Below are 13,581 nucleotides of genomic sequence, written 5' to 3' on the forward strand. Positions count from 1 at the left end.
CAAATTGAATATAGAAAATACAAAGAGCAAACTTAAATATTTACTTTTTCTTCCATTACTTATTTATTTTGGGAAAAGAAGCCTTATTGCCTATGATGAAGGATTTTACGCTTTGCAAGCAAGATGGATAATTGAAAAATCTAATTGGATTGGTCCAATGTGGTGGGATGAAGTGACTTCAGATAGGACAATTGGAATTCAGTTTTTAATTGCCATATCAAAGAAATTATTTGGAGATTCAATATTTGTAATTTACATCCCAATTATTTTTGCTGCTATTTTAATGATTTATTGTACTTATCAATTACATAAAGAATTAATAAAAGATAAAAATCCAATTTATTCAGCATTTATTTTATCCACAACATTTCTATGGATAAATTATGCACATATGGCTACTCAAGATATCGTTTTTTCATCATTAGTATCATTAGGCTTAGTATCTACAATAAAAGCCTATAAAACTAATAATAAAAATCAAATATTAATCTCAGGATCTTGGATAGGTCTCGCATTTATGATGAAGACATATTTAACAGCTATACCTTTATTAGGACTATTTCCTTTTTTAATTAGATCAAAATTAATTTATAAAAGGAATTTCTGGGTCGGTACTATTTTGGGATTCATGCCTTTTTTGTTATGGAGTTATAAATACATCCTTTTATACAGCTTTTCAACTTATAGTGGTCTTTTTGAAAAATTAATTTTTCTCTCTAAGAATAATCATTTTACTAATCCTTTCTATTATTATTTATGGAACTTATCAATTAATATTTTTCCATGGACAATTCCTTCTTTTGTTGGGTTATTTAAAGCATCAAGAGTTAATATAATTTCAAGGTATTTTTTATTCTATTACCCGATTTTTATTTTAGTCTTACTTAGTTTATTCTCTACTAAAACACCTTATTATCCTATACAGATTCTATCCTTAATATCTATAAATACATATATTGGAATTAAATGCTTTATTGAAAATAATAATAAAAATATTATCTTTTATCTTGAGAAAATCAACTTCCTTATTATTCCTATATTAACTATTGCATTTATCCTAATTATAAATTTTTCAGAAATAATATCTCTAGATAATAGAACTAAACCTTTTATTTTTATAGGAGCAGGGTTATTTAGTTTGATATGGATAACATATAATCTCCTCAAAAATAAAAAAAGAAAATTAAATTTCGCAATTATAGGACCTTATCTTTTGATTTTATTTCTAGTACAATCTGGTCTCATAACAGATAAATCAAAAGAATTAAGAATTGCAATTGAAAATTTAGTTAAAAATGAAAACCTATCAAACATATCAATTGAAATCATAAAACCTGAATTTAATGATGATGAAGTATTATCCAAAATAATAAAAATAATGGTTAAAACACCCAAGATTGGGAAAAGAAGATTAGATAATTTAAGTGTATTGAGCGGGGACAGTTATGCTTGGACAACAAAAGATTTTAATAAAAATATTAAACTAAAAAAATACCAAATTGTAAATGAAGACAAAGTATTCTATCCCTGGAAATTAATTTATAAGAAATGATTCCATTTTTAAAAAATCTGAAAGATAAAATTAAGAAATTCGTTTTTAAAAGTAAACCTTTTTTGAAAAAAATTATTATGAGTAATATCTTGTTGATAAGATAAGACAAATTTGAAATCAAATTTAATGACATTTGAAATTAAAAATATATGTTGTATTGGAGCAGGATATGTTGGTGGGCCTACAATGTCTGTTTTGGCAGATAAATGTCCAGAAATTCAAATTAATGTAGTGGATCTCAATGTATCGAGGATAGAGGAATGGAACTCTGATGATTTATCTAAATTACCAATATATGAACCTGGATTAAAAGAAATAGTTAAGAGATGTAGAGGTAAAAACTTGCATTTCACATCTGAAGTTTATGAAAACATCTCAATTGCAGATATGATTTTTATTTCTGTTAATACTCCTACTAAGACTAAAGGAATTGGAGCAGGACAAGCTAGTGATACCAAATGGGTTGAAGCATGTGCCAGAGATGTTGCAAAATTTGCTAAGGGTTATACTATCGTAGTCGAAAAAAGCACCTTACCTGTTAGAACCGCAGAAGTTATCAAGACAATTCTTGAAGCATCTGAATCATCTAAGGGCAGAAATAATTCAGAGCCTGTAACTTTTGATGTTTTATCTAACCCAGAATTCCTTGCTGAGGGTACTGCTATCAAGGATCTAGAATTTCCTGATAGAGTTTTAATTGGCGGAGACAATCAAAAAGCTATTAATACTTTGAGTGCAATCTATAGAAAATGGGTCCCAAGCAAAAAAATATTACATACCAATATATGGAGTAGTGAATTAGCTAAATTAACTGCGAACGCTTTTTTAGCTCAACGAATAAGTTCTATTAACTCCATAAGTGCTTTATGTGAAGCGACTGGAGCTGATATCAGAGAAGTTTCTAGAGCGATAGGATCTGATAGCAGAATTGGATCCAAATTTCTAGAATCTGGACCAGGTTTTGGTGGAAGTTGTTTCAAAAAAGATATATTAAATCTAGTATATTTATCGAACTACTTCGGACTACCTGAAGTTGCAAGATTTTGGGAGGAGGTTGTTAATATTAATATATGGAATCAACATAGAATATCACAGTTAGTTGTTAAGAAATTATTTGGAACTGTATCAGGCAAAAAAATATGTATTTTAGGTTTTGCATTTAAACCAAATACAAACGACACAAGAGAATCATCATCTATACAAATTTGTAAAGATTTGATTGAAGAAGGCGCAGAGCTTTTTATTCATGACCCTAAAGTTACCCCTAAACAAATATCAAAAGATTTAGGTATGGAACAATCTAAAAAGGATAAAATTTATAATGGAGAAGGTAGATGGTTTTTTATAGATGATATTGATTCTGAATTTGTAAATGCAGATGCTGTAGTAATCCTTACTGAATGGGATGATTATATGAAAATTAATTGGGCTTCCGCAGCATTTTTGATGAGAAAACCTGCCTGGATTTTTGACGTAAGATCGATAGTGAATCCAAAAGAAATAATTAAAAATGACTTTAATTTATGGAGGATAGGGGATGGAACTCTTTAAGAATTTGATATCAAAAAATTCTTGAATAATATATTTTTAAAGTTATGCAGAAGAAAATTATATAATTTTCTAAAAGTAAAATTTATTTAAGTGATTAAGAAAAAAGTTTTATTTAATTAAGATTATTACAGGGCAAGTTCGATGTTATCTTGCTTAATTATTATTGAATCAAGTATATGAAGTTCATGGGATCAGATAAGGAAAAGAAGTTTTAATACCTCAAGAATAGATTATTTATATCAGAATCCTCGAATTAAATAGAAGATTTATGCTTCATTATGGTGATTTAAGAAAGTACTAATTTAATTCACCTCATTAAAGAGGTTAAACCTAATATGATTTACAATTTGGAGCAAAAAGTCATTTAGCAGTTAGTTTTTTTTAAACGGTCTAGAAAAACCATATATTTGTTAAAAATTTAAACTTATTCACCTGATCAACTTTGAATCTTTAAAGTCAATTTTTAGAGGGTTTTCTATAGTAATCAGACTTAAAATAATCTTTATACCACTTTGCGAAAAGATGAATACCTTTATTAAAAGACGTACTTGGATGGTAATTTATCCATTCACTTAGTTTTGTTATATCGGCGAAGGTTGATTTAACATCGCCAGGTTGCATAGGTCTCATTTTTTTTATAGCACTAATACCTAATTCATCCTCTAATTTTTCAATAAAGCTCATGAGATTAATTGGATTATTACTTCCTACATTGAAAATCCTATGAGGAGCGAAAGAAGTTGATGGTTCTGGTCGATGGTCATAAAAGCTTTTATTTGAGATTGGTTTTTTCAAACAACATTTATAAATAGCCTCCACGATATCAGATATAAATGTAAAGTCTCTTGACATATCTCCATTATTAAAAACATTTATGGGTTTTCTATTTAAAATAGAATCCGCAAAAATCATTGGAGCCATATCTGGTCTTCCATAAGGTCCATAAACTGTAAAAAATCTTAAACCTGTTGAAGGAATTTTAAAAAGATGACTATAAGAATGTGCCAACATTTCATTAGATTTTTTTGTTGCTGCATATAAGCTCAAAGGATGATCTACACTATGATCTTCACTGTAAGGCATTATTATATTTCCACCATAGACAGAACTACTAGATGCATATATTAAATGTTCAACATTAAAGTTTCTACAACCTTCTAATATATTTAGGAAACCTAAAAGGTTACTTTCTAAATAAGTATCAGGATTTTCTAAGGAATACCTTACTCCCGCTTGGGCGGCCAAATTAACCACTAAATGGGGATTATATTTTTCAAAAATTTCATTTACTTTATTTTTATCCTTTAAATCTACTTTTAAAAAATGCCATAACCTATTTTCATCTTTTTGATTAAGAATTTCAATTCTTCTTTTTTTTAAGGCTGGATTGTAATAAGAGTTCAAATTATCGATACCGATGATATTTATTTCCCCTTCTTTTAACAATCTTTCGGCAAGAGCATAACCGATAAAACCTGCTGCGCCAGTAACAAGAATATTTTTACCTCTTAAATTCATAAGCATTAAATGTTTATTAATAGGTAATTTATAAATTCTTTTACTATAACTTAGAGTTAATAAAATAAAAATTTTTTTTAAAAAATTAATTTAAAAAAAATTAAAAATATTTATCTTCCATAATTATCTTTAAATCTATAAATATCATCTTCACCTAAATAAGATCCACTTTGCACTTCAATTAGAATTAAATCTAATTTACCAGGATTTGAAAGACGATGTTTAGAACCGAGAGGAATATATACACTTTCATTCTCCGACAATAATTTTTTACTTTCATCAATCTGAACCAAAGCAGTGCCTTTTACAACAATCCAATGCTCAGAACGATGATGATGCATCTGTAATGAAAGTGAAGATCCTGGATTGACAGTTATTTTCTTAACCTGCCACCTTTTATCTTGCGCAATAGAAATATAGTTTCCCCAAGGCCTATAAGCTTGTTTATGTGATTTAGCCTCTTGATATCCATTTTCATTTAATGATTTAACTATAGATTTAATTTTTTGTGAATCTGATTTTGTTGAAACTAAAATTGAATCACTAGTCTCAATTATTATTAAATCTTCAACTCCCAAACAAGCAATAATTCTATTTTCGCTCCTAACATAACAATTTTTTATATTATTACTGATCACTTTACCACTTATGAAATTTCCATTTTTATCTTTTTCCTCATTTTCCCACAACGCCTGCCAACTGCCTATATCACTCCAGCCTGCACTTAATGGCAGAACACTTCCAAAAGAAGTTTTTTCCATAATTGCATTATCAATAGATATTTCTTGACATTTTGAGAAATAATTTTCATTTAATCTGAGAAAATCCAAATCAGATTCTGCAAATTCTAATGATTTATGACAAGACTCTAATATCTTTGGCGCATACTTAGTAAATTCACCAATAATATTACTTGCTTTAAACATAAACATTCCACTATTCCAAGAAAAGTGTTTATCTAAAATTAATTTTCTTGCTAATTTAATATCAGGTTTCTCTATAAATCTAATTATTGAAGAAGACTTTATGTCAGTTGTAAGTTTTTCAGCCGATTCAATATAACCAAAACCTGTTTCTGGGGAAGTTGGAATTATTCCAAAAGTTACTAATTTTCCTTTACAAGCAACTTCATAACCTTGTTTAACAACTTCGACATATTTATCAACATTTTGAATAGAGTGATCAGCAGCTAAGACAAACAAAATTGAATCTTTCAAATCATTTTTTGATCTAATAGCTCCAACAGCCACTGCAGGTGCGGTATTTTTCGCTTCAGGCTCAAGAATAATTGACTTTGGTTTAACATTTATTTCCCTTAATTGCTCAGCTACAATAAATCTATGCTTCTCATTACAGATTAAAATTGGTGATTCTATATTTTTCAGCTTTTTGAGTCTTAAAATTGTATTCTGTAAAAGAGATTGATTATTATTACCAACTAATTTTAAAAATTGCTTAGGAAAACTTTCTCTTGATAATGGCCAAAGCCTTGATCCACTACCCCCACAAAGAATAACTGGTTGTAATTTTAATTTTTCCATTAAAAATAATATTAATATCAGTAATTCTTTTTATTTCAAAATAACATAGTTTATCTTAAACAAACTTATTTGATCTTTAACAAGATAATTTTCCTTCATATTTTACTAAACTCAAATAAACTAAAAAAAAACATTAAATAATAAACTTTTTTAAAACTCATATTCTTAGAGTATTTGTCTTAAGTTCATTTTTAAAACCGATAATTGAATCTTTAATACCATCACTAAATTTAATCTTAGGTTCCCAACCCAAATTAATAATATTTGAAACATCAAGTTGCTTCCTAAACATTCCATCTGGCTTTGATTGGTCCCAGATAATTTTTCCACAATAGCCTATTTCTTTTGCAATCAAATTAGCTAATTCTTTTATAGAAATATCATTCCCTGTTCCAACATTTAAAAAAGGGAGTGTTTGATTGCGAGAATCTTTTGGGGCTTCTGGAAGTGAAGGATGCCAATTTTTCAGAACAAAAACAACCGCTTCGGCTAAGTCATCAACATGTAAAAATTCTCTTCTAGGGTTACCAGTACCCCAACATGTTACTTCATTTAAATTATTTTCTTTCCCTTCATAAAATTTTCTTATTAAGGCAGGCAAAACATGAGAAGAAGATAAATTATAATTATCGCCTGGACCATATAAATTTGTAGGCATTAAACTTATTGCATCAAATCCGTATTGCTTCCTAAGCGCCTGACATAATTTTATACCTGCAATTTTTGCTAGCGCGTACCATTCATTTGTGGGTTCTAATTCTCCCGTTAATAAATATTCTTCTTTAATTGGTTGGGTTGAAAATTTTGGATAAATACAACTACTACCAAGAAAAAGTAATCTATTGACATTATTTAACCAAGAAGCCTCTATTAAGTTATTTTGAATTTTTAAGTTCTTTAGTAAAAAGTCAACAGGATATTTATTATTTGCATTTATTCCACCAACTTTTGCGGCTGCGATTATCACAATATCTGGTTTGTAGTTTTCAAACCACTGTCTTACTTTATTTGCATCCTCTAGATTTAAGTCTTTTTTTGTGACTGTAATTATATTCTTGTAACCTAAATTATCTAACTTCCTAAATATTGCACTACCTACCATTCCTTTATGGCCTGCAATAAATACTTTTGAGTTTAATAGAAGATTTTTTTGCAAAAGAATTTCTTGTATAAATTTATTTTAAATCAAAGTTAACATTTGTATTAATGCATAAGTAACTTTTTTTAATTTACTAAGCCTTTGCATACCTCCAAATCATATTTGATCATTTCTTCAATCATTTCTTCAAGGCGGATTTTAGGTTCCCATCCTAATTCTTTTCTAGCTTTAGAGGAATCTCCTATTAAAGCTTCAACTTCAGCGGGGCGAAAATACCTTTTATCAATTCTTACAACAATTTCTCCTGTGTCTTTTCGTTTTCCAACTTCATTTAATCCTTCTCCTTCCCAAATTATTGCAGATGAATTTTCGTTCTTACTCCAACCTAGCTTTTGAGCTGCAATTTCTACAAATTGCCTAATGGATTCGCTTCTTCCAGTAGCAATTACAAAATCCTCTGGAGTATCTTGCTGTAACATTAACCATTGCATCTCGACGTAGTCTTTTGCGTGACCCCAATCTCTTAATGAATCAAGATTACCTAAATAAATACAATCATCCAAACCACAATGTATCCTTGCTAAACCTCTAGTAATTTTTTTAGTTACGAAAGTCTCGCCTCTTCTAGGACTCTCATGATTGAATAAAATACCATTACAAGCAAATATTCCATAAGATTCCCTATAATTGACTGTTATCCAATAAGCATACATTTTGGCCACCCCATAAGGGCTCCTAGGATAAAAAGGTGTTTTTTCAGTTTGCGGAGTTTCCTGAACTTCACCATATAACTCACTAGTACTTGCTTGATAAATTTTTGTTTTATTTTCAAGTCCTAAAATTCTTATAGCTTCTAATATTCTTAATGTTCCTAATGCATCACAATTAGCCGTATATTCAGGTGTCTCAAAGCTTACTGCCACGTGACTTTGTGCCCCTAAATTGTAAATTTCATCCGGTTGAACATCTTGAATAATTCTTATCAAATTCGTAGAGTCTGTTAAATCACCATAATGAAGAATAAAATTTTGGTTTAATTCGTGAGGGTCTTGATAAAGATGATCGATTCTCGATGTATTCAGACTACTAGACCTTCTTTTAATCCCATGAACTTGATATCCCTTATTAAGTAAAAATTCTGCAAGATAACTACCATCTTGGCCAGTAATTCCAGTAATTAATGCAATTTTTTTAATATTCTTGTCATTCATATCAGTGCTAAAGTTCATAGAAAAAATTTGATTAGGTATATTTGTTTACCTTTGCATAAATCCAAAGATAAACTTATTTATTTTTTATTCTATTTAAGTAGGAACATAAGAAATAACCTTATTAACGTAATAAAAGAATTCAATCAAAAATCTTAATATATACCCTATAAAAAAGGAACTCTAAATTGACTTTTTTAAATATAAATTAATTCTTATAAATCAATTTTTAAAGTTACTTTTATACCATCTCCATCCATCTTTACACATTTCATTTATTGACTTTTTTGGGTACCAATTCATAATCTTTTTTGCCTTAGTGTTATCAGCAAAACATACCCCTACATCTCCTTTCCTAGGTTGTTCATATTCATAAAATATTTTACATTTATTCACTTCCTGAAAAATAGATAATAATTCAAGTACACTTGTACCTTTACCAGTCCCTAAATTAAAAGCATTTATTTCAGGATCATGAGACAGAAGATGATTGTAAGAACAAATGTGTCCTTCAACTAAATCCATAATATGAATATAATCCCTGATACAAGTACCATCTTTTGTAGGCCAATCATTACCATAAATTTTAAACGCATTGTTCTCCCTAATCGCAACTTCACAAATTTTTGGAAAAATATTTGTTGATTCTTCTAAAGGTGATTCTCCAATTAATCCGCTAGGGTGTGAGCCTATTGGATTAAAGTATCGCAATAAGATAATCCTCCAAGAATTTGGTTTACTGTTGAAAACATCTATTAGAAACTTTTCAATTGTAGCTTTTGTATTCCCATAAGGATTTATTGGTTCAATCCTTTCAAATTCTTTAATAGGACTTATTGAATTTTTTCCATATACTGAAGCACTACTACTAAAAATAAAATTGAAGCAACTATAACTATTCATTACCCTAATCAAATTAATTGTTCCTAAGAGGTTTGTTTCCCAATATTCCATTGGGAAATTAATAGATTCATTTACTGACTTTTTCCCAGCGAAATGAATTACACCACCAATTGGTTTTGAATTCAAAAGTGCATCTGAAAATACATTTTCTATATTTTTTATATTCCGAATATCACCTTTATAAAATTTAAATATATTCTTAAAACCTTTTGAATTAAGTGATTTACTATATTCCTTAATTATTTCAAGTGTCTTTTCAGAACTATTTATTAATGAATCTAGAACATATACGTTATATCCTCTTTCAAGTAATGTAAAGCAGGTGTGGATCCCTATATAACCAATACCACCAGTCACTAAAACATTATTACTTGACATTGATAAGAATTTAATTTTTCTTCTCTTTAAAAAACTTTAGCTTAAATGTAAAGAAGTTTTTAACTAATTGATTAAATATTTCGAGATTTAAATACTAAAATAAGTTTTAACTAAAAATATATTATTTGATTAGATTATTTTGTTCGATTTAAATTTTTAATATTTTTGTTTCTTTTTTTTCTACATTTAATTTAAAATAAGGCTAAGTTCTTTTTAGAATTAAAAACTTTTTTTTAATTTAAATTTTAATATTTTTACTAAGTCTTAAATATGAGAACCAATTTACAGAAATTAATTATTTATGAATTAAATGAAGTGCCAATAAAGGTTCTTAAAAAATACATAAAAATTTTTCCTCATTCAAATTTTGCATATATTTGCAAAAAAGGGGTTCTCAAAAATACTTACACTACAGATGATGGAGAATTACACCCTTGGAGTACTTGGCCAACAGTTCACAGAGGAGTTAATAATAAAATTCATAATATCAGATTTATAAATCAAAATTTAAATAGTGCAAAAAAATGGCCTCCAATTTGGGAAGTCCTAATCGAAAATGAAAAATCAATAGGTATTTTTGGTTCGTTACAATCATATCCGCCCATTAAAAATAGATTTGTATCTTTTTATTTACCTGATACTTTTGCTCCAGATATAGATGCTTATCCAAAAGTTCTAGAAATATTCCAAGATTTTAATTTAAGTTTAACTGAGAAAAATAAAGCCATCTCAAGAACTATCTCTTCTAAAGAAATATATAAGTTTCTGAAATTAATTGTTTTAGGAACATTTAGATTTAAAACAATACTAAAAGTTTTTAATCAAGTCATTTATGAAATTTTTGATAAAAGAAATAAAACCCTGAGATCCCTTCTTCAACCTATTTTAGGTTTCGATATTTATATAAAGATGCTTGAAAAGAAGAAACCTGAATTCAGTACTTTTTTTACTAATCATGTGGCAGGCATAATGCATAGATATTGGCGATATACATTCCCAGAGGATTTCGGAGATAAAATAAATAATGATAATTTCCACTTGGAATCAATTAATAAAGCTATGCATATTGCAGATAATCAAATTGGGGAATTAATTAAATTTAGTAAGTCTCACAATTACGATTTATGGATCTTAAGTAGCATGGGTCAAGAAGCAATAAAAAGGGAAGATGATTTTCCTGAGATTTATGTTGGAAGTATTGGGAAAATTATTAAAGCTATTGGCCTAAATCAAAAACACTATCAATTATTACCTGCCATGCAACCTGATTTATGTATTAATTGTAAAGATAAAAAATCCAAAACAAAACTTTTGGAAAATTTAAAACAAATAAAAGATAAAAATGGAAAATTGATTTTTATACCTAGATATGTCAACGATGGAAATTCTATAAATATTTCTATCAAACACTCTTATCATGCATTTAAAACAAAAAAGTTTTTTATAAAAGGTGAAACTTTTACAGCAAAAGATTTAGACATAGAGTTCGTTAAAAGAGATATAGGAACTGGTTACCATTGTAGAGAAGGAATTTTTATTTGTTACGGTAAAAAAAGTAATGATATATTTAAATCATATGGTTCAAAAAATATTAATACAAAAGATTTCTTTAATAAGGTAAAGAGATATTTTGAAATTTAAAATTAATTACTATATTTAAAAATGACATTAATATAGAAATAAAAAAAATAATATATAAGCATTTTTTCTGATTCATTCCACTATCAACCAAAAGGTAATGTAAGTGATTTCTATCTGGAAAGAAAGGTGATTTTCGATTCAATATTCTTACTATTATTACTCTTAACATATCAATCAATGGCCATAATAATAAGCTTGTAATCAAAAAGGGATTTACTATACCTGGACTTTTCCCACATGTTAATACTGATATAGATAAATAGAAACCTAGTAGATATGAGCCCCCATCACCAGTCATTATTTTTGCTGGATATTTATTAAATTTCAAAAATCCCAGACATGCAGAAAACATTATTATTGATACTAATGCGTCTATGAAATTATTATTCAAATAATTTATTACAAAGAAAGTAAATGAATAAATACATGTTAAACCTATTAACAAGCCATCCATACCATCAATCCAATTGATGGCGTTTATTACCGCGACAATCCAAAAAACTGTAAACAAATAAGAAATAAAATTAGAATCAATATTAAAAAAATTATCTAAGTTAGTGAAGTAAAAATATAAACCCTTAATCTTCACCAATTGAAACCATGCAATTGTAGAAATAAAAAATTGTAAAATTAATCTAAAAAAAGGTGATATAGATTTCAAATCATCTACAAATCCTAAAATGAATATAGAGAGAAAACATACAAAAATAAATAAAATATAGCTTTGATTTTGTATATAGATTTGACTCTTATCAAATAAAAATAGGATTGAAAAACTTATTGTTAAAGAAAAGAAAATACCTAATCCTCCTATCCTAGGTATAGGAGAATAATGTTTCTTTCTATAATTAGGCTCATCAAATATCTTTCTATTCTTAGCAAAATTTATAATTTTTGGTGTTATTAAATATGAACTTATAAAAGTAAAAATTACTAGCAGAAGATAAAAGAAATTCATTATTATTGAGAAAATATTTCTTCTAAATTAGTTCTCCATGTTGATATTTTAGTTATTTCTTCGGTATAAATTTTGCATCCATGCTTAATTTTATTATAAAGTTTTTCATCTTTAACTAACCTAATCACAGATCCTGCCAAAGATGATGGAGATGAAGTAGAAGATACAATCCCATTAAAAAGATGAACGACATCAACATCCAAGCCTGGATTTGGTGAGACAATTGGAATACATTGATATGCCATAGACTCAAGGACAAATCTTGGATGACCTTCTCGAGCACTTGGGAACAAAAATATATGAGAATCTTTAAAAACTTCTTGGAAAGGTCTAGAAGATTTAAATTTAAGATCTTCAGTCTCAAGTTTTTTTATTTCATCAAGTGTTAAAGAAGAAGAATTTGAAGGGTCATGTTTGCCATATGCTGTAATTGTATGTTTTATGCCCGCTAGATTCAAATAAAATGAAATTATTGGCAAGTCATTTACACCTTTTTCCAAAAGAAATCTTCCTATATAAACTATTTTCAGTTTCTCCAAAGGAGGCTTTATAATTTGCATATTATATATTTTGATTAGATTTTCCAGAAGAAGTCCTGATTCTCTTATTACATAAACTTTTCTAAAAGGTTTATAATCTTGAATCGTTTCTCTATCTTGAGTGTTTAAAACGAATACTTTATTTTTATTTAATTGGGAACTTAATTGCATTATTTTAATATAAACTCTACCTATTAATCTTGATCTAAGGCTTTTCCTAATTCGTGATGGGCCGAATCCTGTTATAAAAAATCTATATACAAAATTTCTTTTATTTTTATAAATAAAAGAAAAGAAAAACAAGGCAATATTGATAGTAGCTGTATGAGATACAAAATAACATTTTCCATTTTGAGGTAACTTTCTTGATATATTTATAAACCAAAAAATATTATTTATTAACGCCAAAGGAGAAGTACCTTTTTTTAAACAATAAAAGATATTCTTATCTGGAACTAATGATTTAAATTCAAGAAAATTATCTTCTTGATATTTCTCATGAGTTTTATCAGGTATAAGTACGTATAAATTTATATCTCTATCTTTTTTTAAAAGAGAACTAATTAACTGCAACTTATAATCTAAAATAAAACTTAAAGAATTTGCAGATATTATTAAATTTTTCATTATAAAATTCAACTACTTTTTTATATTAGCCTAATAAGTTTTTTATTAAAAATTAAGTATTTATAC

The 13,581-nt window shown here is 27.6% G+C and carries 10 protein-coding genes; 3 read left to right on the forward strand and 7 right to left on the reverse strand.

Features of this window, described 5'->3' with window-relative positions:
* Nucleotides 1-4: 4 nt before the first annotated feature.
* Both PMT9312_RS06775 and PMT9312_RS06780 read left to right on the forward strand, forming a co-directional pair.
* Nucleotides 5-1,552, forward strand: a complete 1,548-nt coding sequence (locus PMT9312_RS06775; protein ID WP_011376856.1) for an ArnT family glycosyltransferase — start codon at nucleotides 5-7, stop codon at nucleotides 1,550-1,552.
* Between the two features lie 126 nt (nucleotides 1,553-1,678).
* Complete coding sequence (locus tag PMT9312_RS06780; protein ID WP_011376857.1) at nucleotides 1,679-3,103, forward strand: nucleotide sugar dehydrogenase; 1,425 nt, start codon at nucleotides 1,679-1,681, stop codon at nucleotides 3,101-3,103.
* Between the two features lie 456 nt (nucleotides 3,104-3,559).
* Here the strand turns inward: PMT9312_RS06780 and PMT9312_RS06785 are convergent, their stop codons facing one another.
* The 5 genes from PMT9312_RS06785 to galE all read right to left on the reverse strand — a co-directional run bounded on the left by PMT9312_RS06785 (nucleotide 3,560) and on the right by galE (nucleotide 9,750).
* Nucleotides 3,560-4,627 (reverse strand): SDR family NAD(P)-dependent oxidoreductase, encoded by a 1,068-nt coding sequence (locus PMT9312_RS06785; RefSeq protein WP_011376858.1) that lies wholly within the window; start codon nucleotides 4,625-4,627, stop codon nucleotides 3,560-3,562.
* A 104-nt stretch (nucleotides 4,628-4,731) separates the two neighbouring features.
* Entirely contained in the window at nucleotides 4,732-6,162 is a 1,431-nt protein-coding gene (locus PMT9312_RS06790) for a mannose-1-phosphate guanylyltransferase/mannose-6-phosphate isomerase (protein WP_011376859.1), read from the reverse strand.
* Nucleotides 6,163-6,319: 157 nt separating this feature from the next.
* Complete coding sequence (locus PMT9312_RS06795) at nucleotides 6,320-7,318, reverse strand: GDP-L-fucose synthase family protein (RefSeq protein WP_011376860.1); 999 nt, start codon at nucleotides 7,316-7,318, stop codon at nucleotides 6,320-6,322.
* Nucleotides 7,319-7,386: 68 nt separating this feature from the next.
* Complete coding sequence (gene gmd / locus PMT9312_RS06800; protein ID WP_152556508.1) at nucleotides 7,387-8,472, reverse strand: GDP-mannose 4,6-dehydratase; 1,086 nt, start codon at nucleotides 8,470-8,472, stop codon at nucleotides 7,387-7,389.
* Nucleotides 8,473-8,691: 219 nt separating this feature from the next.
* Nucleotides 8,692-9,750: a UDP-glucose 4-epimerase GalE gene (gene galE / locus PMT9312_RS06805; RefSeq protein ID WP_011376862.1), complete on the reverse strand. Its 1,059-nt coding sequence runs from the start codon at nucleotides 9,748-9,750 to the stop codon at nucleotides 8,692-8,694.
* 270 nt (nucleotides 9,751-10,020) lie between these two features.
* Between galE and PMT9312_RS06810 the strand changes: the two genes are divergently transcribed.
* The gene (locus tag PMT9312_RS06810; protein WP_011376863.1) at nucleotides 10,021-11,391 is read left to right on the forward strand and encodes a hypothetical protein; all 1,371 of its coding nucleotides are present in this window, start codon (nucleotides 10,021-10,023) and stop codon (nucleotides 11,389-11,391) included.
* Here the strand turns inward: PMT9312_RS06810 and PMT9312_RS06815 are convergent.
* Both PMT9312_RS06815 and PMT9312_RS06820 read right to left on the reverse strand, forming a co-directional pair.
* On the reverse strand, nucleotides 11,360-12,349 hold the full coding sequence (locus PMT9312_RS06815; RefSeq protein WP_011376864.1) for an MraY family glycosyltransferase: 990 nt from the start codon (nucleotides 12,347-12,349) through the stop codon (nucleotides 11,360-11,362). The genes PMT9312_RS06810 and PMT9312_RS06815 overlap by 32 nt on opposite strands.
* 2 nt (nucleotides 12,350-12,351) lie before the next feature.
* Nucleotides 12,352-13,515: a glycosyltransferase gene (locus tag PMT9312_RS06820; protein WP_011376865.1), complete on the reverse strand. Its 1,164-nt coding sequence runs from the start codon at nucleotides 13,513-13,515 to the stop codon at nucleotides 12,352-12,354.
* Nucleotides 13,516-13,581: the final 66 nt, after the last annotated feature.

It is taken from the genome of Prochlorococcus marinus str. MIT 9312, assembly GCF_000012645.1.
Lineage (GTDB): Bacteria > Cyanobacteriota > Cyanobacteriia > PCC-6307 > Cyanobiaceae > Prochlorococcus_A > Prochlorococcus_A marinus_L.